Raw genomic sequence first — 21,758 nt, forward strand, 5'->3', positions numbered from 1 at the left:
ACAGGCATATGCCCAGGTGTAGAAGTCTGCCGTTTTTGTTGCGCGGCTGTCACTGTCTGCTCGGGAACAAAGATGCCTGAAATCTGACAGAGCGTTAGGTCCACTCCACAGTGACGCAGCGTCCGCGCAATTTTTTTTACATTGGGCATAGAGCCGCCACAGTTCGCACGCGGCACAGGAATTGCTGATGGCAAAGGAGAAGCTGCCGCCGGCGGTTGGATCGAACCGTACTTGTCACAGGAGTTGTCGATGAGCCTTGTGATGCTGTTCTTGCTCGCAGAAGCGGCGCGGGTGAGTTCGGCGGCCGCAACGAGCTGCCGCGCTACCAAATGGCTATTCGCGCCGCATCGCTGGATGAGCCGGAGATGCAGGCGATCACTTTCAGGATACGGCGACCTGCGCTCACTGGCGGGCTGACGCGCGTGAATGTTGATTCATCAGAGATTTCGCAATCCGTTGCGCTCACCATCGAGCTCGCCAGCGTGACGACCGTGATTCTCCTCGTGATTGGTGTGCCCCTCGCCTGGTGGCTAGCCCGCTCAAAGACTTTTTTGAGCGAGGCGGTGGCCGCGATGATCGCACTTCCACTGGTGCTAACTCCAGCGGCTCTCGACTTCTGCGTACTCGTTTTGCTCGGCCACGACGGACCGGGTGGCGTTCTCGCCTCGTTCTGGGGCGGGCGCACGCTCGTTTTTACCTTCGCGGGTATCGTGGTCGGATCGGTGCTCTCGGCGCTGCCATTGGTCGTGCAGCCGATACGTAACGCCTTCGTTGCGGTTGGCGATCCCCATTGGGAATGACAGGGCGTGTTTCCCAATTGTATGCCTTCATTGCCATCAGCGCGCCGCTGGCGCGACTGGAGCTTGTTAAAGCAGCCGTGCTCGATTGCCAATGTGGAGGCGCACCGTGTCGGCTTCGGGCTTGGAGTGGCTGTACGCATCAACGAGGGGCTCTCGGCGGTTCCGGGCAATCAGGTGAGTTCACATGGACTGGCGCCTACGGGACACAATTTTTCTGCGACCCCAAAAGAGCATCTGGTCGCGGTGGTCGGGACGGCGGCGCCCGGAGAGATCCGGAAGTATTACCGCGAACAAGTCCAGTATATCGTCTATGCGGCGATAATCCGATAATTCGCTTTCCGCCGAAATGCCCGATGAACCGTTTGGTGTATTAAGCGGACAGTATTGCTAGGACGATAGATGCCGACTGAAAGTAGGCGTCGCCGTTTTCAATCGGCGTCAGACGAATCGCAGCATGCTTCAAAAACGCAATCGCCTCCGCCATTGCGAAGAATCTCCTTCAAGCAAGGTGGGTGTCGCGATGCGCCAACGCCTTGCTAACGATTGGCTTGCGCACTGAAGGCTCCGAGGCGATAGCTGTCCGGTCTGTCGCCGCCAACGGCGCCGTAGAAAGCTGCGCGACGAGCCGCTTTGAAACCAAGGGCAGATCGGATCGGAGCAGACTTAAAGAGCGAGTCAGCGTGCGCACCACAGCTCAGCCCATTGCGGGTTCTCTTCCTCGCTCGACAGCCGCTTTGGTGCGGGCTGCCTGCATAGTTGCGGCTGTGAGCGCTTCAACGCATCCTTGTCAGTAAGCGGCAAGTCCGATTGAGGCGGGGCAGTGCGGTGCTCGTCAACTGAACCAATTCTATTCAACGATCGGCATGACGAGTGTCGCGGTTGTGCAGGAGCGTAGTCCCCTGCATGGGTGAACCATAGTGCTGATTTGTTGAAGTGCTCACATCGACTCTCAAAAACTGGACAACATGAGCGTGACAGATCAATGCTTCAGCTTTTGGCACGCTACTCGGGTTCGACAATCCGCAGACCTCGAAGTGCCGGCTTGGTATCTTTCAAGTGTTTCGCCTCGCTGGCCTGTTTCTTGCTGAACGTCACAAATTCGTAACGGTTGGCGACAATTCGCATGGACGGTTTCATGGGTGACGGAAGGGAAACGTTCTACAGCGTGATCAGACGCCAGGGTATCACGCGTCGTAGTTTCCACAAATTCTGCAGTTTGACGGCCGCGAGCTTGGGGCTTGGTCCGCTCACCGCAAGCAGAATTGCGCACGCCCTGGAAACCAAACCGCGTGTGCCCGTCATCTGGCTGCACGGGCTCGAGTGTACCTGTTGCTCGGAAAGCTTTATCCGCTCGGCCCATCCCCTGATCAAAGACGCGCTGCTGTCGATGATTTCGCTCGACTATGATCATATGATCATGGCGGCGGCAGGACACCAGGCTGAGGCCATCCTGGAGGAAACCCGTGCCAAGTACAAAGGCGGGTATGTGCTCGCCGTTGAAGGCAATCCCCCGTTGAACGAAGGTGGTATGTTTTGCATCGACGGTGGCAAGCCGTTCGTTGAAAAGCTCAGGTTGATGGCGGAAGAGGCTATGGCTATCGTCGCTTGGGGCACGTGTGCGTCCTGGGGATGCGTGCAAGCGGCCAAGCCAAATCCGACTGGCGCGGTGCCGATCGATAAGGTGGTCACCAATAGGCAGATCATCAAGGTGCCTGGGTGCCCTCCTGTCGCAGAGGTCATGAGTGGCCTCGTGACTTTCATCACCACGTTCGGAAAGCTTCCCGAGCTTGATCGCCAAGGGCGCCCAAGTATGTTTTATTCCGAGCGCATTCACGATAAGTGCTATCGGCGGTCCCATTTCGACGCAGGCCAATTCGTCGAAGAGTGGGACGACAACAATGCACGCAAGGGCTATTGCCTGTACAAGATGGGCTGCAAGGGGCCAACCACCTACAACGCCTGTTCGGCACTTCGATGGAACGGCGGCGTTTCATTTCCGATTCAATCCGGCCACGGCTGCCTCGGCTGCTCCGAAGACAGCTTCTGGGATAAAGGGCCATTTTACGACCGACTCACAACCATCAAGCAGTTCGGCATTGAGGAGAACGCCGACGAGATCGGCATGGCCGCTGCGGGCGTGGTGGGGCTAACCGTCGCTGCCCACGCGGCGGTCACCGCCGTGAAGCGGTTGACCCGCCGGCCGGATCGCCCAGCCGACAAAGGCAAACCGAGTTGAGGAGGGGACGACAGTGGCCGTCCAGACGCCGAATGGGTTTAATCTCGATCGTTCCGGCAGGCGAATCGTCATCGATCCGCTGACGCGCATCGAAGGTCACCTCCGAATCGAAGCTAATCTGGATTCCGAGAATGTGATCCGCAATGCGGTCTCAAGCGGGACGATGTGGCGTGGCATCGAAGTCATCCTGCGCGGGCGCGATCCGCGCGACGCCTGGGCGTTCACCGAGCGGATTTGCGGGGTCTGCACCGGCACCCATGCGCTCACCTCCGTGCGCGCAGTTGAAAATGCACTAGGAATTGAGATTCCGGAGAATGCCAATTCGATCCGCAACATCATGCAGCTGTGCCTGCTCGTGCATGATCACCTCGTACATTTCTATCACCTCCATGCGTTGGATTGGGTCGACGTGGTCTCCGCGCTCAAGGCCGATCCCAACTCGACCTCTACACTGGCGCAGTCTATCTCGCCCTGGCCACTGTCATCCCCTGGCTATTTTAAGGATTTGCAGATCCGGCTGACCAAATTCTTCGGATCAGGGCAGCTCGGACCGTTCAAGAATGGCTATTGGGGGCATCCGGCCTACAAACTGCCACCAGAAGCGAACCTGATGGCGGTCGCTCATTATCTGGAAGCGCTCGACTTTCAGAAGGAGATCGTCAAGATCCAAGCTATTTATGGTGGCAAGAACCCGCATCCAAACTGGCTCGTGGGCGGCGTGCCGTGCGCAATCAACATCGAGGGGATCGGTGCGGTGGGCGCGATCAACATGGAGCGGCTGAACATTGTGTCCTCGATCATCGACCGCTCGATCGAGTTTGTCGAGCAGGTCTATCTGCCCGACGTTACCGCGATCTGCTCGTTCTATAGGGATTGGCTCCACGGCGGTGGTCTTTCGAGCAAAAGCGTGATGTCCTATGGTGACATCCCCGAAAAGGCCAATGACTGTACCGCCGAGAGTGTTAAGCTGCCGCGCGGGGTCATTCTTGATGGCAATCTCAATGAGATACTGCCGATCGACCATGGTGACCCCGAACAGATCCAGGAGTTCGTCGAGCATTCATGGTATAAATACCCCAGCGATTGCTGTGGACTGCATCCCTGGGATGGTATTACCGAGCCGAGTTTTGAACTTGGGCCAAAACTCAAAGGCAGCAAGACAGATATTAAGGAACTCGACGAGGGCGGCAAATATTCCTGGATCAAAGCGCCGCGCTGGCGCGGCCGTGCCGTGGAGGTCGGGCCGTTGGCACGATACATCCTCGGCTATGCGCAAGGCAAAGCCGAGTTCAAGGAGCCAGCCGAGAGACTGCTCAAGGAGCTGAATCTTCCTGTGACTGCGCTGTTCTCGACGCTTGGCCGGACTGCGGCGCGGGCGCTCGAATGCCAGTGGGCGGCCCATCAGATGCGTTATTTCCAGGATAAGCTCGTAATCCACATCAAGGCGGGCGATGCCGCAACTGCCAATATCAGCAGGTGGAGCCCGGAAAGCTGGCGCAAGGAAGCCAAAGGCTACGGGTTCACTGAAGCGCCTCGCGGTGCGCTCGGGCACTGGGTTAAGATCAAGGACGGTAAGATCGACAATTATCAATGTGTCGTGCCGACGACGTGGAACGCATCTCCTCGCGATTCGAAGGGCAACATTGGCGCTTTTGAAGCTTCCCTGATCGGTACCCCGATGGCCGATCCGCAGCGGCCTCTGGAGATCTTGCGCACCATCCATTCCTTCGATCCGTGCTTGGCTTGCTCGACGCACGTGATGAGTGCTGAGGGCCAAGAAATGGCTTCAGTTAAAGTTCGTTAGGTCCATGCAGGACAGGGCTCAGAAGCTTCTTGCCGCCGTCCATGCGGCGCCGACTGCTCGCAGAGGGGGCAGCGACGTCGCCTACATTTATGCGCCGGTGCGACTCTGGCATTGGGTTAATGCGGCTGCGATTCTGGTGCTAAGTTTAACCGGCTATTTTATTGGAACCGGGACACCAGCGACGTGGGGAAAGGCAAGCGGCAGTTTCCTGTTCGGCTATATCCGCTTTGCTCATTTCTCGGCGGGATATGTGCTCAGCGTCGGCTTTCTTCTGCGCATCTACTGGGCTTTGATGGGAAACGCGCGTGCCATACAAATCTTTTGCGTGCCGCTCTGGCGCGGGTTCTTTTGGTGGGAATTGTACCACGAGATTCGCAGGTATGCCTTTCTTACGGTTGAGCCTGAGAGGGGCCTCGGGCACAACCGCCTTGCTCAGCTCGCAATGTTCTTCATGTTTACGCAGACGATCACGTTCATGGTCGTCACCGGCTTTGCACTTTATGGGCAAGGTGCCGGTACTGACAGCTGGCACTACAAGGTGCTCGGCTGGCTGTTTTCACTCTGGCCGAATAGTCAGGACGTCCACACCTGGCATCATCTCGGCCTATGGGTGATCGTGATGTTCGCGCTGGTCCACATCTACGCGGTGCTCCGGGAAGACATCATGTCACGCCGCAGCTTCCCTTCTATGAAGTAGGTGAGCGCGGGTTTGGCGATTGACTGGGAAGCGGATGCTCAATCCGACAGACAAAAAGCGGATTCTGGTGCTCGGCATTGGCAACATCCTGTGGGCCGATGAGGGATTCGGTGTGCGTGCGGTCGAGGAGTTTCATCGCCGCTACGCCGTCGATGACAACGTCACCGTTCTCGATGGCGGAACCCAGGGGCTCTACCTCGTCAGTTTTCTTGAACGGGCCGATTGCCTGATCGTGTTCGATGCTATCGACTATGGATTGCTGCCCGGGCAGTTAAAGCTTGTACGAGATGACGAAGTGCCAAAATTCACGGGCGCCAAGAAAGTGAGCCTGCATCAGACCGGCTTCCAGGAGGTCTTGAGCGCGGCCGATTTGCTTGGCCGCCGCCCGCGAGAGCTCGCTCTTATCGGCTGTCAGCCGTTGGATCTGGAGAATTGGGGCGGTCCGCTGACCGCGCCGGTGCGCTTTCAGATTGCCCTTGCGATCAAACTCGCTTGTGAACTCCTAGAGCAGTGGGACTCGCCGGCAAAACCGCGGAGCGCGCCGCTGCCTGAATCTGAGCGGCTTTTGGCGAACAATATTGATCATGCGAATTATGAAATGAGGGCGCAGCCGATCTAGAAGCCTGCGACTGACCATGTGCCTTGGCTTGCCAATGACGATTGTCGAGACTGACGGTATTACCGCGCTGTGCGAATATGGCAGTGAACAGCGGCGCATCTCCGTCATGCTGCTCGCTGATGTATCGGTCGGCGCCAAGGTGCTCGTTCATATCGACAGCGCAGTGCGGCTCTTAGACGAAAATGAAGCAAGGCTGATCTCCGAAGCACTTGACGGGCTTGAGGCCAGCCTCAACGGTCAGAACTACGATCGCTTCTTTGCGGACTTGATCGGTCACGAGCCGCAATTGCCGGAGCACCTACGCTAACGGTTCCGTTCCCTTACGCCGACTGGGGTTCTTCACAGACCGAATTCCAGTCGCAGGAACAGGGCCTGGATAATGTCAGGCGCTATGCTGTTTGTTCGAATGCGAGCCGCGGCTGAAGGTGATTGGCATGCGCCTTGCTAACCGCCTGCTAGCAGAACCGAACATTATCAGAAAGAAGTGTGATGAAGTTGCAGCAAGCGCAGCATGGTCTGACACGACCCAGGCAGTCGGACGTGGAGGGCGTCAGCGCCGACGCACGCCTGGCCGCGCAAGCACCCGGGAAAGTGACCGTGATGCCGCTGTCGGCGGCCGATCCCGTACATATGCTCTGGATCATCCCGCTCGCATTCTTCCTTCCTGAAGTTGTTCGGTCAGGAATGCAAGGTGCAGTACCCTCGCGCGGCGCTAGTGGCACAGCAGTCGGCCGGCGTAGACCGTCGACGCCGAGCCTATCCCAAAGGCACGATATACTCCGCCTAATCGGCAAGATACGGGCCCGTTTGCTCACGATCGACCGCATCTCCGGGCCGATCATTCGGGCACACGCCGGCGGCATCGGCGTCGCCAAGTGCAATGCCCGTGGATACAGGCAGTGGAACATCGCATCGTGAAAACAGCGATCCCCGTTGTATCCGGCGTCGCCGACCGGGCGGCGAGGGACTTTACCACTAAATCTGGATGTCTCGATGCATTCTATCGCCCCGCGACGAGTGCGCTCGTCAAGCGCGCCTGGCGCGATTGGGACGAACGTGCAAGGAAGCATCCGAACGCCACCTTGCTTTTGTCAAACGCCGCTGCTGCCGTGGGGCGGCAGAGAAGCGGTGCTCCGACACAATTGTACGATCTCGCATATCTCAGCGATGCCGAGCGCAAGCTGATTGACGAATTGCTCGGAGAAGGGGAGGTGACCGGCGTGGTTGCACTGCCCGATGGCTGTTTGGCGCAAATCCGGGAGTCCGTGCTTGCGGGAATCTGGCGCGTGCGCATCGGGAACGAACCGGCAAGCGAATATGTTGAGGTCGGAGGGGTTCCGCAGATTGTCCGGCGTGCCGTAAATGACCTGACGTCCGTCGATCTTGTGATTGGCACGCCGCCGCATGGCGCGATGAACGTTCAACCGGTGCTGGCCGAGATACGCGAGCGGGCGCGCGTCTGGCGATGTGGCATGGATGCGCATATCATCAATCTCACATTGCTACCAATGAGCACTATCGACTTGACATTCTTGCAGCAAAGCTTGGGCAACGGACCGGTCCAACTCATGTTGCGGGGCTACGGCGCCTGCCGAGTGCAGGCGACCGGGACTAGGAATGTCTGGTCCGTGCAGTTCTTCAATTCCAGGGACAACATCATCCTTGATACGCTGGAGATTGGGGGCGTGCCGATTGTTGCATTGGCTGCCGACGAGGATTTCCAGGACTCTGCCGAACGCTTGCATGAAATCATTATGGCGTACTTCACATGAAGCGCTCGGGCATTTGGCATCAGGTAGGATCCCGCAGACAGCGCGTTTGCATGGGCCATAGCTTGCGCGCGACGAAGGGGCAGCGTTGCGTATGATCGTCGCTGCCCGCAGCAAAATCCATGTCCGCGTATTCCTAGCTGCCGACGTAGTCGCCTCGGTCGAGATCCTGCCGCGAGTGCGGCCGCCGCTGGCGCGGATATTCGCGGGAAAGCCGGCCTCGTCACTGCTCCATGTCGTGCCGCGGCTCTTCGCGTTATGTGCCGCTGCGCAGCAAACCGCACTGTTGTCCGCGATCGAAACCGCGCGCGACGAAGTGATCACCCTCGCAACAAAACAGCATCGTATTGCGCTTATCGTTACCGAGCGCATCGTGGAGTTGGTACGGGGGCTGTTTGTCGGACATCTTACGCTGGACGTCGCCAGTGCGTCGGCAATCGGCTCCCTGATGTCGGAATTGTCAGCGCTTGTCCGCTCCGAACAGCCAGCCTGGGGCTCCCCTCAACGGGAAGCAACAGCACGGATTGTCGCTGCGATTGGCGCGCTGGGCGTACCGAATGAGGGGGGCGCGCTCAGGTCCGGTAGCCCACTGGCGCGTCGCGTTGCGGCGCTTAATGAGGTCGGCCTGAAGTCTGCTCCGACGGAACACTCGTTCCTGTCCGCTGCTGACGACCTCAAAATTACGAAGCGGTTGCTCGGGGATGACTCGACATTTTGCTGTTGCCCCGATCTCGAAGGACATGTGCCCGAGACGGGTCCATGGGCGCGCCAAATGACCCGGGATCGGCTGTTGCTGAGACCCTTCGGTGCGGCCGAGCGGCTGACGGCCAGAATTGTTGAAATCGTCCGGCTATGTGCCTGGCTTGAGGCCGGCGCTCAGATTGACGCCGCGGAGCATGGGATTGTCGAAAGATATAAGCTAGGGCCCGGCCGTGCAGCGGCCGCGGTCGAATGCGCCAGGGGCCGTCTCTACCACGCGGTTGAGCTTGATGCTCAGGGCCGGATATCCCGCTTCGAATTCCTTGCGCCGACGGAGTGGAATTTCCACCGGCGCGGACCGCTTGCACGGAACCTGCAGGGGGCGGTGCTGACGGCTCGACGACGCCGTGAGGAAGTGCGCGCATTGATTGCATCGCTTGATCCGTGCGTCGGGTTCACCCTCAATTTTCGCGAAATTCGCGATGCATGAAATGGCGATTTGTCTTGGGATCATTCAGATCGTCGAGGAGAAGGTACGGGAGCGATCCTCTTCGCGGGTGCGGAGCGTCTGTTTAGAGATGGGAGTACTGAGTCATGCCGCGCCGGAAGCGATCAGGTTCTGCTTCGCTGTCGCTGCAACGCGAACCGTTGCCGAGGGCGCCGCTCTTAATATCGTCGAACTACCAGGCGTTGCCTGGTGCATGAGCTGTTCGAAAAGTGTCGAAATTTCTCGACGCGGTGAGTGCTGTCCTTGCTGCGGCAGCTATCAATTGCAGGTAATTGCCGGCGAACAGATGCGAGTAAAAGAGCTGGAGATCGATTGATGTGTACCGTTTGCGGCTGCACGGAAGGGACGCCGTCGACTAAACACTTGGAGGCAAATGATGCGGAGAGCCATGACCGATACGCCGACCATGTACAGGACGATTGCGATGGCCATTCTGTCCTTCCGCCACCCGACCAAAGTCCCCCGCTCTCAAACCACGGTGGCGAAAGTTATAACCGTCGTCGGTCGGCCCATCATCAGGCCCTTCGGAGTGGAGCCGGCTCGGCTGGTTTAAGGGGCGGGGGCATGAGCAGAAAGAAGATCATTGAGATCGAGCGCGATATTCTGGGCAAGAATAATGGGATTGCCGCCGTCAACCGCGCACTCTTCGTTGCCGATGACCTGCTTGTCTTTAATCTTTTGTCCAGTCCCGGAGCAGGCAAAACGACACTGCTGGTCCGCGCCGTGTCCGAGCTGAAACGTAGGCGGCCGGTTGGGGTTATTGAAGGCGACCAGCAGACCTCGAACGATGCCGAACGTATCCGGGCGGCCGGCGTGCCAGCCGTTCAAGTCAACACCGGCAAGAATTGCCATCTTGATGCTGCAATGGTTGGCGCGGCTTATCGCCACTTGCCGCCGCTCACAGGCGGTATTCTCTTCATCGAGAACGTCGGTAATCTGATCTGTCCCGCTGCCTTCGATCTTGGCGAGGCCCGCAAGATCGTAGTGTTTTCGATTACGGAAGGTGAAGACAAGCCGCTCAAATATCCTGATATGTTTGCCGCTTCGTCGCTCATGCTGATTAACAAGATTGATCTGGCGTCGCTGCTTGATTTCGATTTGGGAAAGACCGTCGAATACGCCAGACGCGTCAATCCGAAGATCGACGTGCTTGTCGTTTCGGCTCGTACTGGAGAGGGCTTTGGCGCGCTCTACGCCTGGATCGATAAGCAGGCGAGCGATCGGAGGCGCATCGTAGAGGACACAAGGCTATGAGCGCCGCAGCCACCTGCGACCGAACACGGCTGCGCGTGCGCGTGAGCGGGGCAGTGCAAGGGGTCGGCTTTCGTCCTTACGTTTATGGACTCGCCATGCGGTACGGATTGGCCGGGTTTGTCATCAATGGCCCCGAGGGCGTCATCATCGAGGTCGAGGGCCACCGTGCGTCGGAGTTTGTTGCCACGTTACCGCTCGAGGCGCCTCCATTGGCACGCATCGACCACATCTGCGTTCGCGAGACTGTGGCGCTCGCGGCAAAGGACTTTTCCATCGGCACGAGCGAAGTCGGCAAATTGTCAACGCGGATCGTTGCCGACGCCGCGGTCTGCCCGCAATGCCTCAGCGAGCTATTCGATCCAGAAAATCGGCATTACCTTTACCCGTTTATCAGTTGCTGCCATTGCGGCCCACGCTACACCATCGCCGAACGGCTTCCATACGATCGCCGTAACACCGTGATGAGCGCTTTTAACTTGTGCGCCGCCTGCGCGGCCGACTATGCCGATCCGGCGAGCCGCAGGTTTCACGCAGAGGCGATCGCGTGTCCGGCATGCGGTCCTCGGCTCAGCCATGGGATCAGCGTCATTGTCGCGGCAATCGCGGGGGGACAGATCGTGGCGATAAAGGGGCTGGGCGGATATCAGCTTCTTTGCGATGCGCGTAATCAGGAGGCCGTGCAGCGTTTGCGCAGGAGAAAGCTCCGCCTTCAGAAGCCACTCGCAGTTATGGTCGATTCCACAGAGGGCGTTCGCGAAATCGCGGAGGCGAACGCGGCCGAGCTTACGCTGCTCGAATCCGTCGCACGTCCTATCGTCCTCCTGCCAACGCGCAACAATCTGGCGCCCGCCATAGCTCCTGGTTTATCACGAGTGGGTGTCATGCTGCCCGTAGCGCCGCTGCATCACCTCATCTTGCATGCGTTTCGCTCGCCGCAGGCGCGTGCGGGGTCTAGCCCGGTCATCGTCGTCACCAGTGCAAATCTCTGCGGCGAACCGCTCCTGATCGATAACGCGCAGGCGCTGCGGCGGCTCAAGGGGGTCGCCGACCTTGTCGTGACCCATGATCGCGATATCTTGACGCGTGCTGATGATTCCGTGGTTTCGGTGGTGGCCGGCCGGGCCCAATTCATTCGTCGTGCTCGCGGCTATGTTCCCGAACCGATACGGCTTGCAAGGTCCGTCCCGCCCGTGCTCGCGGTCGGCGGGGCACTGAAATCGACCGTCACCATCACGCGGGACGACCAAGCGTTCGTCTCTCAGCATATTGGCGATCTAAATACAGCCGAAGGCATCCGTGCGTTTGAAAAGACAATCCGACACCTCACATCCAGCCTTGACGTGGAGCCCGTCGCCGTCGCCCATGATTTGCATCCCGATATGGCTTCTACCCGGTTTGCGGAGGCAAATGCCCGCGCGCTGGTCGCGGTTCAGCATCACCACGCACACGCTGCCGCAGTGATCGCCGAGCACGGCCATGCGGGACCTGCGCTTGCCCTGGTCCTCGACGGACATGGCTTCGGCTCCGAAGGCGGTAACTGGGGTGGCGAACTATTGTTGTGCGAAGGGACGTGGTCCCGACGCATCGGGCACTTAGCGCCCCTGCAGATGCCTGGTGGAGATCGTGCAGCGCGCGAGCCGTGGCGCATGGCGAGCGCAGTATTACACGGGCTCGGCCGGGGTAACGAAATCGGGCAGCGCTTTGCGGCGCAGCGCCAAGCCGGGGCGCTGTCGGACTTACTCGACCAGCCGGGCGGGACCACCACGACCAGTGCGGGACGGTTGTTCGATGCGGCAGCGGCGCTGCTGGGGATTGCGAATTTGCAGAGCTATGACGGCGAAGCAGCGATGAAGCTCGAAGCGCTGGTGCGGCAGACTGCGATTCTGGAAGCCGGCTGGACCATCCATGGCGGCGTGCTGTCGCTTGGTCCGCTATTCTCGCGGTTGATTGCTGATGACATTGACGTCGCCGGCGGAGCCGGGCTGTTTCATGGCACTTTCGCCGCCGCCTGCGTTGACTGGGTCACGCGCTCTGCGCGGACAACGGGCGTTAATACCGTGGTTCTGAGCGGCGGCTGCTTCCTGAACGCGGTGCTGGCGGACAAAATCCCGCGCGGTTGCAGCGATGCCGGTCTTACCCCCCTGGTGCCGCAGCGGATGCCGCCCAATGATGGCGGTTTGAGCCTTGGCCAGGCCTGGATTGCCGCTCTACAGATGGCTCAACAGTCGCCCGCCAGGGGAGGAACTACCTGACATGTGTCTTTCGGTTCCGGCAAAGATCGCCAAGATTCTTCCCAACCAAATGGCCCTCGTGTCCATCGATGGCATCAGCCTGGAGATTTCGATTGCCCTCATCGACGAGCTTGAGGTCGGCGATTGCGTCCTAGTCCATGTCGGCTATGCGCTCGCTAAGATCGATCCGACAGAAGCCAAGCGCACGCTAGAGCTCCTGCAGGAGCTAGGCAGCGCAGCGCAGGAATGCCGATCGTGAAATATTTTGACGAATTTCGCGACAAGACCACCGCGCAGAGACTTGCGCGTGCGATTGACGCTGAGGTCAGTTCACAAAGAGCTTACCGGTTCATGGAATTTTGCGGTGGACACACTCATGCCATATCTCGCTACGGTCTGGAGGATCTGCTGCCCGCGAACGTCCGGATGATCCACGGCCCCGGTTGTCCCGTCTGCGTTCTGCCGGCGAGCCGTATCGACATGGCGATCCGGCTCGCCGAGCGACCAGAGGTCACTCTGTGCGTCTACGGCGACCTGATGCGCGCGCCCGGGTCGCAAGGACAGTCCCTGTTGCGAGCTAAAGCGCTCGGGGCCGACATTCGAATGGTCTACTCGACCCTCGACGCTATCCGGCTGGCCGAACAGACGCCGGGCCGTGAAGTGGTTTTCTTTGCCATCGGATTTGAGACCACGACGCCCCCGTCGGCGGTCATGGTTCGCATTGCGGAGAAGAAACGGTTGGAGGGCCTTAGCGTGTTCTGCAATCACGTGCTTACACCCTCTGCGATGCACAGCATTCTCGAGAACCCGGAGATCCGCAACACAGGCGGGATCCCCATTGATGGCTTCATCGGGCCTGCACATGTCAGCACCATTATCGGTACGCAGCCTTACGAGCCCCTGGCGGAACAGTTCGAGAAGCCGATCGTGGTCGCCGGATTCGAACCACTCGACGTGCTGCAGGCTATCCTGATGCTAGTGCGGCAGGTGAACAAAGACCGCTACGAGGTAGAAAACCAATACAGCCGTGCAGTGACACGCGATGGCAATCGGCGCGCCAAGGAGGAGGTGTCGCAGGTATTCGAACTGCGTGAGCAGTTTGAATGGCGTGGGCTTGGACTTGTACCCAACAGCGGACTGAGGCTTAAGCGGTCTTACGCAAAGTTCGACGCGGAGACGCGTTTTGCGATGCGCGACATGCGTGTCGCAGACAATCCGGCCTGTGAGTGCTGCGCGATCCTGCGTGGCGCCAAACGGCCGTTCGAGTGCAAGTTGTTTGGAAATGTGTGCACGCCGGCAACGCCCATAGGGGCCTGCATGGTGTCATCAGAAGGGGCTTGTGCGGCGTATTGGACCTATGGCCGAGTTCGCGATGAGCAGGTGAGGCGGACGTCATGAGCGTGAAAGCCGATCTACGCAACCTCGACCTGGAGAACGGACGCGTTGAACTTTCCCACGGATCTGGAGGCCGTGCCATGGCACAGCTGATCTCCGGCCTTTTTCACCAGGCCTTCGGTAATGAATGGCTCGCCCGGTGCAATGATCAGTCGGCGTTTGATGTTCCGGCAGGCAGGATGGTGATGACGACTGACGGCTATGTGGTTTCGCCACTGTTCTTTCCCGGCGGCAATATCGGGTCCTTGGCTGTGCACGGCACGATCAATGATGTCGCGATGTCCGGCGCGCGTCCACTCTATTTGTCAGCCAGCTTCATCATCGAGGAGGGCTTCCGGTTTTCCGATCTCAAGGCAATTGCGGATTCGATGGGCGCGGCGGCGCGAGGGGCCGGCGTTTACATCATTGCCGGGGACACCAAGGTCGTAGAGCGGGGCAAGGCGGACGGTCTGTTCATCTCTACGGCCGGGATCGGGCTTGTGGCCGGGGGGCTCGATCTCTCCGCCGACAAGGCAAGGGTCGGGGATCGTGTGCTGCTGTCAGGTAGCCTCGGCGATCATGGGGTGGCGATCATGTCAAAACGTCAGAACATCGCTTTTCAAACCGAAATCGTCTCGGACTCAGCAGCGTTACATAATCTCGTAGCGGCCATGCTTGCCGCAGGTGGGGGAGGCATCCGGGTGATGCGCGACCCCACGCGCGGTGGGCTCGCTGCTGCTCTCAACGAGATTGCGCATCAATCCGACCTCGGGTTTCATCTGCAGGAACCAACCATTCCGGTGAAGCCCGCCGTTGCGGCTAGCTGCGAACTCTTTGGACTCGATCCGATTCATGTCGCCAACGAAGGCAAGCTCGTTGCGATCGTGGCGCCTGATTCGGCCGATGCCGTTCTTGCAGCCATGAAGGCGCACCCGCTCGGGTCCAATGCGGCTGATATTGGTGAGGCGGTGGCTGACGATCACAAATTTGTTCAGATGACGACCGATTTCGGCGGCCGACGAATCGTCGACTGGCTGTGGGGCGAACAATTGCCTCGGATCTGTTGAACAGGCTGCGAAACGTCCTTTTTTGGCAGCCATTTACTATCAATGGTGATTAGCCGTCAGCTCCACAAGCGCATCACTTTGTAGGCGATCCTGCCTAGTTGGCAACTTGCCATCTTTGCTGCTTGAGAAGTTCGGCGAGGCTGGATTGGGTTGTTAGCTTTTTTGCGGGGCGAGACCGCAATTCGGAACGATTCATCGCTATCGCGTAGTTTTCGGCGGTTAGGCTCAACGAACAGGATCGCACGATCTGCCCGGCCCCCCAGGGGTTTGAAATCCTGCGAAGCCTGTAAAATATCGCTGAATTCCTGCGCCATTTTGTCGGCTGCGTCGCGATATCGTTGCACGCTTCCGATAAGAAGGGCGGGTCAGGCAGGGAGTTTCAAATGAAGGTCGGAGTACCGAAGGAAATCAAGGCGCACGAATATCGCGTCGGCCTTACGCCTGGAGCTGCCCGAGAATACGTGGCAGCGGGCCACCGCGTGATGATCGAGACTGATGCCGGCGCCGGCATTGGTGCAACCGATGACGATTATCGCAATGCTGGCGCAACCATTCTAACTTCGGCGGCTGAGGTATTCGCATCGAGCGAGATGATCGTGAAGGTTAAGGAGCCTCAGCCGGCCGAATGGTCCCAGCTGCGCGAGGATCACATCCTATTCACCTATTTGCATCTGGCCCCGGACCCGGATCAGGCTACCGGCCTCTTGAAATCTGGATGCACCGCGATCGCCTATGAGACCGTAACTGATGCGCATGGTGGTCTTCCACTGCTGGCGCCGATGAGCGAGGTCGCGGGTCGTCTTGCGATCGAAGCGGCGGGTGGCGCCCTAAAGCGGAGTACAGGCGGGCGAGGGCTGCTGATCGGTGGGGTGCCCGGGGTTCAGCCTGCCCGAATCGTCGTGATTGGAGGTGGCGTCGTCGGTACGCACGCGGCGCGCATGGCGGTCGGTCTGGGAGCAGAAGTGACCATCATCGATCGTTCGATAATCCGGCTCCGTGAGCTGGACGAGCTGTTCGAAGGACGCGTTCGCACCAGGTTTTCGACCATCGAGTCGGTGGAGGAAGAGGTATTTGCGGCGGACGTGGTGATTGGTGCGGTGCTCGTCCCAGGTGCGAGCGCCCCGAAGTTGGTCCGCCGGAGCATGCTGAGCTCGATGCGCAAGAGGGCGGTACTCGTTGACGTCGCTATCGATCAGGGCGGGTGCTTTGAGACATCGCACCCAACCACTCACGCTGATCCAACTTACGAAGTGGATGGAGTCATTCATTATTGCGTAGCCAATATGCCCGGTGCCGTACCGCTGACCTCGAGCCAGGCACTGAATAACGCGACCCTGCCGTTTGGTTTGGCTCTGGCCAACAACGGGTTTTCCGCCGTACTCGAAAATCCACATCTGCGCGCGGGCCTCAACGTCCATCGGGGCCGGCTAACTTACAAAGCGGTGGCCGAGAGCCTCGGGCTGCCCTTCTCACCGATCGAACAGGCTGCGGCCTGATCCCAGAGGCCCTCATGGGCGTTTCCTCCCTGACTTAGGCCACCCTTCGGGGTGGCTTTTTTTTGGCTCCATCGATCTGGTGACGCCGGCATTTTTCTAGCGTGGGGCGAAGCGGAGGATCACCAGACGAACGCCTGGCTTCAGGCCGTAATCCAAGGCCTTTGAGAATGCGTCCCGCGGGTCCCAGGAGGACGCGCATTTCCGGAGCGACTTCATCTGGAGCGATCGCCGCAAGCTTTCCGACTGCCTGGGAGGCGCGGACCGGCGATGACTCTCGCTATGCGCTGCTGTCAGGCCCCTTGTAGGATTTGCGACACCGTGTCGAGGCGGCGACTTGCGTTATGGAAAATAGTGCAGACGAACCAAGCTCAAACTGTCTGGCACAAGACTTGATAACAAGAAACCGTCCCGCACTTTTGCTTACGGAATCGCAGTGATGGCCTACAAGATAATCGCATCCCAGTGCACCGTCTGCGGTGCGTGTGAGTTCGAGTGTCCCAATGCCGCGATCAGCCTGAAGAACGACATATATGTGATCAGTGCGTCCCAGTGTACCCAATGTGAGGGCCATTTTGACGCACCGCAATGCGCCGTCGTTTGCCCGGTGCCCGATACATGCGTGCCGGAAAAGGTGGGGTAGCCGATGAGAGGAGCTCCCGCACGAATTTATGGAGGTACTCGACAGCCGCCGCCTTTCAATCCATCTCCTGTTTTACTCAGTCGCTGGCCCGACTTCGCGGTGGCTTGCGCAATCCGCTCAGATTGCCGCCGCTTCGATGATCGGTCCGTTCGAGGATTGAGAAGCAATCGTGTTTCGGCCAGTCCTTAAAGAAGGCAAACGCGAACTTATTGAGGTTCTCCCGCGAACCCAAGCTCCGCTCGCTGTCGTCAGGTTGTCTGTTAGGGGTATGAGTTCTTCCACGTTTGTCGATGCTTCCTGGCGCAGTGATCAGATGGGCCCGGGCGGTCGGTGACGGCAATTTCTTGCTCGATGATTTTGAGCGACTCCTGAGCCCGCGCACCACGATGGTTGCGATCACACAAATGTCGCGTACTCTGCCCGTGTTGCCGGTGAAAGACGCGGTGGGGATGCGCATGCCCGCGTGTATCCGGTGCTGGTCGACGGCTGGCAAGGATACGTCCATCAGACCGCCAAAGTCTGCGATATCGATTGCCATTTCTACGTCATGACCGGCCACAAACAGTGTGATCCGACTGGGACTGGTGTGCTTACGGCAAGTCTGCGCACCCAGCATCGATGCCGCCCTTTAATGGCCGTGGGGACATGATCCGCGAGGTGTCGCGTTGCGGTGCTATTCATGGCGATCCGCCACCCCCGGTTCGAAGCGCGTACGCCGCCGATCGCCGAAGCCATCGCTTTAAGCGCGGCTATCGATTACATTGCAGATCCGCAGGCAATCGCTTACGCGCAGGAGAGGCTGGCTTCCACCTTCATGGACCGCGCCGGTGTAGCGGGGCGGGCGCCTGTGCTATGCCGCTGCTCAACCAATTCGGCGTGCCGGCGACGTGCCGTGGGTCCATTGGACTTTACAATGCACGCGGAGAGATCGATGTGCTCGTGCGTGCCCTGATCGACCGCGGCAGTTGCTCTGGGCGAGCCTACGACGTTCACGCGGCGAGGCGCTCGCATAGAGCTCTGGATGTGATCGCGCACCTCATCAGCATTGCAGCAGGCGAGCACCTGTAGGTCTGCATTGGCAAGCCTGTGACGGTCAGCCGGCCTTGCAGCAGCCTTCCGCCTTCGATCCCAGAGTACTGCGGCGCCGGATACGCTCGAGCTGGGCAGGGATTTTCACGCACATCCCACCTTGTTTCATTTCGAACAGGCCCAAACCAAGAGTTCTCTGCGCAAAGCGCGATGTCGGATTCGCAACAACACATCTTTTCCCGCACGAGGCGCGCTAAGCAACTTTGATTGTTCGGCTTTTTGTGCTGACGAGACGCTGGCATGCTGGTTGCAAAACTTGGGTCAAGAAGCCGCCCTCGCAATAGCTAACCTTTGAAGGACATCAGATGAGTCTCGCCACGACCCAGAGCATCGCAGAAATCAGGGCTCGCAACAAAGAGCTGATCGAGGAGGTGCTTAAGGTCTATCCGGAAAAAACCGCGAAACGGCGTGCCAAGCACCTCAACGTCCACCAAGCCGGCAGGTCAGACTGCGGGGTGAAGTCCAACATCAAATCCATACCTGGCGTGATGACGATCAGAGGCTGCGCCTATGCAGGGTCAAAGGGAGTGGTCTGGGGACCAATCAAGGACATGGTTCATATCAGCCATGGCCCGGTCGGCTGCGGTCAGTATTCGTGGGGCTCGCGACGCAACTATTACGTCGGCACGACCGGCATCGATAGCTTCGTGACTCTGCAGTTCACCTCCGACTTCCAGGAAAAGGATATCGTATTCGGCGGAGACAAAAAACTGGACAAAATCCTTGATGAAATCCAAGAGCTGTTTCCACTTAACAACGGCATCACGATCCAATCGGAATGTCCGATAGGGCTGATCGGCGACGATATTGAGGCCGTGTCAAGAGCGAAATCCAAGGAATATGGCGGCAAAACCATCGTTCCGGTCCGTTGTGAGGGCTTCCGGGGCGTGTCGCAGTCACTAGGCCATCACATCGCTAACGATGCGGTGCGCGATTGGATTTTCGGCCACCTCGAGGGCGACGGCAAACCAAAGTTCGAGCCGACGCCGTACGATGTTGCGATCATCGGAGACTACAATATCGGCGGCGATGCGTGGTCATCAAGAATTCTGCTGGAGGAGATGGGCCTGCGCGTGATCGCGCAGTGGTCCGGCGACGGCTCGCTGGCAGAGCTCGAAGCAACGCCGAAGGCAAAGCTCAACATTCTGCATTGCTATCGCTCAATGAACTACATCTCCCGCCACATGGAAGAGAAGTTCGGTATCCCCTGGTGCGAGTACAACTTCTTCGGACCTTCAAAGATCGCGGAGTCGCTACGCAAGATTGCAGGTTATTTCGACGACAAGATCAAGGAAGGCGCCGAGCGAGTGATCGAGAAGTATCAGCCGCTAGTGGATGCCGTGATAGCAAAATATCGCCCGCGCCTGAACGGCAAGACGGTGATGCTGTACGTCGGCGGGCTCCGTCCGCGCCATGTTATTGGCGCATATGAGGACCTAGGGATGGAAGTAATTGGCACCGGGTACGAGTTCGGTCACAACGACGACTATCAGCGCACAGCTCAGCACTACGTGAAGGACAGCACGCTCATCTATGATGACGTCAATGGCTATGAGTTTGAGCGCTTCGTCGAAAAGCTCAAGCCTGACCTTGTCGGCTCGGGCATCAAGGAAAAGTACGTTTTCCAAAAGATGGGTGTGCCGTTCCGGCAGATGCATTCGTGGGACTATTCGGGTCCATATCACGGCTATGACGGGTTTGCGATCTTTGCCCGCGACATGGACATGGCCGTCAACGCGCCGGTTTGGAAGAAAACGAAGGCTCCCTGGAAGGAAGCTTCAAGCGCCAAGCTCCAGGCTGCAGAATAAAGCGATTCATCTCGCTCTCTGGGAAAGCCGGGGCGATACAAATCTCGATAGTGAAGGATTTCACCAATGGCGCAGAGTGCCGAACATGTGCTCGATCATGTCGAACTGTTCCGCGATCCAGAATACCAGCAGATGCTGGCCAAGAAGAAGATATTCGAGAATCCTCGCGATCCTGCCGAGGTCGAACGTATCAAGGAATGGACGAAAACCTCCGAGTATCGCGAAAAGAACTTTGCGCGGGAGGCGCTAGCGGTAAATCCGGCCAAGGCGTGCCAGCCGCTTGGCGCCGTATTCGCCTCTGTTGGCTTTGAGCGCACGTTGCCCTTCGTCCACGGCTCGCAAGGCTGTGTGGCCTATTACCGCAGTCATCTATCGCGGCACTTCAAGGAGCCTAGCTCCTGTGTCTCTTCGTCGATGACGGAAGACGCTGCCGTATTCGGCGGTCTGAACAACATGACCGACGGGCTCGCGAACAGCTACAACATGTACAAACCGAAGATGATTGCGGTTTCCACTACCTGCATGGCCGAAGTGATCGGCGATGACCTCAACGCCTTCATCAAGACGTCGAAGGAAAAAGGCTCGGTTCCGGCGGACTTCGACGTGCCGTTCGCCCACACGCCGGCGTTCGTTGGCAGCCACGTCACCGGTTATGACAATGCGCTCAAGGGTATTCTGGAGCATTTTTGGGACGGCAAGGCCGGAACAGCGCCGAAACTGGAGCGCAAACCGAATGGGGCGATCAATATCATTGGTGGATTCGATGGCTATACCGTCGGCAACCTTCGCGAGACCAAGCGCATCTTGGAATTGATGGGCATCCAGCACACGGTTCTCGCCGATAATTCTGAAGTGTTCGATACCCCGACAGACGGCGAATTCCGGATGTATGAGGGTGGTACGACGCTAGAAGATGCGGCGAACGCGATTCACGCCAAGGCGACTATTTCCATGCAGCAGTGGTGCACGGAAAAAACGCTGGCATTCGTGGCGGAGCACGGCCAGGACGTTGTATCCTTCAACTATCCGGTGGGCTTATCCGCGACGGATGACTTGATCGTCGCGCTGTCACGCATCAGCGGAAAGGATATTCCCGAGCAACTCGCGCGAGAACGTGGTCGCCTGGTTGATGCCATCGCCGACTCCAGCGCTCATGTTCACGGCAAGAAGTTCGCGATCTATGGCGACCCGGATCTTTGCTATGGATTGGCTGCGTTTCTGCTCGAACTCGGCGCCGAACCGATTCATGTGCTTTCCACCAACGGCAACAAAGCGTGGGAAGAAAAAATGCAGGCGCTGCTTGCAAGCTCGCCATTTGGGCAGGGCTGCCAAGTCTATCCGGGTCGAGACCTCTGGCACATGCGCTCACTCTTGTTCACCGAGCCGGTCGATTTTCTGATTGGAAACACCTACGGAAAGTACCTGGAGCGTGATACCGGAACGCCACTGATCCGCATTGGCTTTCCGATCTTTGATCGGCATCACCATCACCGCTCCCCCGTATGGGGCTATCAGGGCGGTCTGAATGTACTGGTGAAGATCCTGGACAAGATCTTCGACGAGATCGACAAGAACACCAACGTTCTTGGCAAGACGGACTACAGCTTCGACATCATTCGTTGATGAGCGACTACAGGTGCCATCGCCCAAGCACAGGACGATGGCAC

20 protein-coding genes and 2 pseudogenes are annotated in these 21,758 nt (G+C 58.6%); 20 read left to right on the forward strand and 2 right to left on the reverse strand.

The window, feature by feature from the left end; genetic code table 11:
* Positions 1–329: 329 nt before the first annotated feature.
* On the forward strand, positions 330–800 hold the full coding sequence (locus tag ACRQ5Q_RS07725; protein ID WP_439396833.1) for a molybdate ABC transporter permease subunit: 471 nt from the start codon (positions 330–332) through the stop codon (positions 798–800).
* 81 nt (positions 801–881) lie between these two features.
* Positions 882–1,130: pseudogene (locus ACRQ5Q_RS07730) on the forward strand (serine hydrolase domain-containing protein); the annotation flags it as partial.
* Between the two features lie 672 nt (positions 1,131–1,802).
* Here the strand turns inward: ACRQ5Q_RS07730 and ACRQ5Q_RS07735 are convergent.
* Positions 1,803–1,925: a hypothetical protein gene (locus ACRQ5Q_RS07735; RefSeq protein WP_439396835.1), complete on the reverse strand. Its 123-nt coding sequence runs from the start codon at positions 1,923–1,925 to the stop codon at positions 1,803–1,805.
* 10 nt (positions 1,926–1,935) lie between these two features.
* Here ACRQ5Q_RS07735 and ACRQ5Q_RS07740 point away from each other — a divergent pair, with 10 nt between their 5' ends.
* The 13 genes from ACRQ5Q_RS07740 to hypE all read left to right on the forward strand — a co-directional run bounded on the left by ACRQ5Q_RS07740 (position 1,936) and on the right by hypE (position 15,058).
* The gene (locus tag ACRQ5Q_RS07740) at positions 1,936–3,036 is read left to right on the forward strand and encodes a hydrogenase small subunit (protein WP_439399712.1); all 1,101 of its coding nucleotides are present in this window, start codon (positions 1,936–1,938) and stop codon (positions 3,034–3,036) included.
* A 13-nt stretch (positions 3,037–3,049) separates the two neighbouring features.
* Positions 3,050–4,840, forward strand: coding sequence for a nickel-dependent hydrogenase large subunit (locus tag ACRQ5Q_RS07745; RefSeq protein WP_439396837.1), 1,791 nt, complete (start codon positions 3,050–3,052; stop codon positions 4,838–4,840).
* A 4-nt stretch (positions 4,841–4,844) separates the two neighbouring features.
* Entirely contained in the window at positions 4,845–5,537 is a 693-nt protein-coding gene (gene cybH, locus ACRQ5Q_RS07750) for a Ni/Fe-hydrogenase, b-type cytochrome subunit (protein ID WP_439396839.1), read from the forward strand.
* Positions 5,538–5,571: 34 nt separating this feature from the next.
* Complete coding sequence (locus tag ACRQ5Q_RS07755) at positions 5,572–6,156, forward strand: HyaD/HybD family hydrogenase maturation endopeptidase (RefSeq protein ID WP_439396841.1); 585 nt, start codon at positions 5,572–5,574, stop codon at positions 6,154–6,156.
* Positions 6,157–6,172: 16 nt separating this feature from the next.
* Positions 6,173–6,463, forward strand: a complete 291-nt coding sequence (locus ACRQ5Q_RS07760; protein ID WP_271673090.1) for a HypC/HybG/HupF family hydrogenase formation chaperone — start codon at positions 6,173–6,175, stop codon at positions 6,461–6,463.
* Between the two features lie 607 nt (positions 6,464–7,070).
* On the forward strand, positions 7,071–7,928 hold the full coding sequence (locus ACRQ5Q_RS07765; protein WP_439399714.1) for a hydrogenase expression/formation protein: 858 nt from the start codon (positions 7,071–7,073) through the stop codon (positions 7,926–7,928).
* A 91-nt stretch (positions 7,929–8,019) separates the two neighbouring features.
* Positions 8,020–9,114, forward strand: a complete 1,095-nt coding sequence (locus tag ACRQ5Q_RS07770) for a hypothetical protein (protein WP_439396843.1) — start codon at positions 8,020–8,022, stop codon at positions 9,112–9,114.
* Entirely contained in the window at positions 9,107–9,448 is a 342-nt protein-coding gene (gene hypA / locus ACRQ5Q_RS07775) for a hydrogenase maturation nickel metallochaperone HypA (RefSeq protein ID WP_439396845.1), read from the forward strand. Before ACRQ5Q_RS07770 ends, hypA begins: the two co-directional genes overlap by 8 nt.
* The gene (gene hypB, locus ACRQ5Q_RS07780; protein WP_439396847.1) at positions 9,448–10,386 is read left to right on the forward strand and encodes a hydrogenase nickel incorporation protein HypB; all 939 of its coding nucleotides are present in this window, start codon (positions 9,448–9,450) and stop codon (positions 10,384–10,386) included. The genes hypA and hypB overlap by 1 nt, the downstream gene beginning before the upstream one ends.
* The gene (gene hypF / locus ACRQ5Q_RS07785; protein ID WP_439396848.1) at positions 10,383–12,638 is read left to right on the forward strand and encodes a carbamoyltransferase HypF; all 2,256 of its coding nucleotides are present in this window, start codon (positions 10,383–10,385) and stop codon (positions 12,636–12,638) included. The genes hypB and hypF overlap by 4 nt, the downstream gene beginning before the upstream one ends.
* Before the next feature lie 49 nt (positions 12,639–12,687).
* Complete coding sequence (locus ACRQ5Q_RS07790; RefSeq protein ID WP_439399716.1) at positions 12,688–12,876, forward strand: HypC/HybG/HupF family hydrogenase formation chaperone; 189 nt, start codon at positions 12,688–12,690, stop codon at positions 12,874–12,876.
* On the forward strand, positions 12,873–14,015 hold the full coding sequence (hypD, locus tag ACRQ5Q_RS07795; protein ID WP_439399717.1) for a hydrogenase formation protein HypD: 1,143 nt from the start codon (positions 12,873–12,875) through the stop codon (positions 14,013–14,015). The genes ACRQ5Q_RS07790 and hypD overlap by 4 nt, the downstream gene beginning before the upstream one ends.
* Positions 14,012–15,058: a hydrogenase expression/formation protein HypE gene (gene hypE / locus ACRQ5Q_RS07800; protein ID WP_439396850.1), complete on the forward strand. Its 1,047-nt coding sequence runs from the start codon at positions 14,012–14,014 to the stop codon at positions 15,056–15,058. The genes hypD and hypE overlap by 4 nt, the downstream gene beginning before the upstream one ends.
* Before the next feature lie 56 nt (positions 15,059–15,114).
* Here hypE and ACRQ5Q_RS07805 read toward each other — a convergent pair whose 3' ends face one another.
* Positions 15,115–15,372: a hypothetical protein gene (locus ACRQ5Q_RS07805; RefSeq protein WP_439396852.1), complete on the reverse strand. Its 258-nt coding sequence runs from the start codon at positions 15,370–15,372 to the stop codon at positions 15,115–15,117.
* A gap of 69 nt (positions 15,373–15,441) precedes the next feature.
* On the opposite strand from ACRQ5Q_RS07805, the gene ald reads away from it, so the two are divergent.
* The 5 genes and pseudogenes from ald to nifK all read left to right on the forward strand — a co-directional run bounded on the left by ald (position 15,442) and on the right by nifK (position 21,714).
* Positions 15,442–16,554 (forward strand): alanine dehydrogenase, encoded by a 1,113-nt coding sequence (gene ald / locus ACRQ5Q_RS07810; RefSeq protein WP_439396854.1) that lies wholly within the window; start codon positions 15,442–15,444, stop codon positions 16,552–16,554.
* A 436-nt stretch (positions 16,555–16,990) separates the two neighbouring features.
* Positions 16,991–17,194 (forward strand): 4Fe-4S binding protein, encoded by a 204-nt coding sequence (locus ACRQ5Q_RS07815; RefSeq protein WP_439396855.1) that lies wholly within the window; start codon positions 16,991–16,993, stop codon positions 17,192–17,194.
* A 299-nt stretch (positions 17,195–17,493) separates the two neighbouring features.
* Positions 17,494–18,262: pseudogene (locus ACRQ5Q_RS07820) on the forward strand (aminotransferase class V-fold PLP-dependent enzyme); the annotation flags it as partial.
* A gap of 326 nt (positions 18,263–18,588) precedes the next feature.
* On the forward strand, positions 18,589–20,091 hold the full coding sequence (gene nifD / locus ACRQ5Q_RS07825; protein WP_439396857.1) for a nitrogenase molybdenum-iron protein alpha chain: 1,503 nt from the start codon (positions 18,589–18,591) through the stop codon (positions 20,089–20,091).
* A gap of 66 nt (positions 20,092–20,157) precedes the next feature.
* Positions 20,158–21,714: a nitrogenase molybdenum-iron protein subunit beta gene (nifK, locus tag ACRQ5Q_RS07830; RefSeq protein ID WP_439396859.1), complete on the forward strand. Its 1,557-nt coding sequence runs from the start codon at positions 20,158–20,160 to the stop codon at positions 21,712–21,714.
* Positions 21,715–21,758: the final 44 nt, after the last annotated feature.

This window comes from Bradyrhizobium sp. PMVTL-01 (assembly GCF_051861855.1).
In the GTDB taxonomy this organism is placed as follows: Bacteria; Pseudomonadota; Alphaproteobacteria; order Rhizobiales; family Xanthobacteraceae; genus Bradyrhizobium.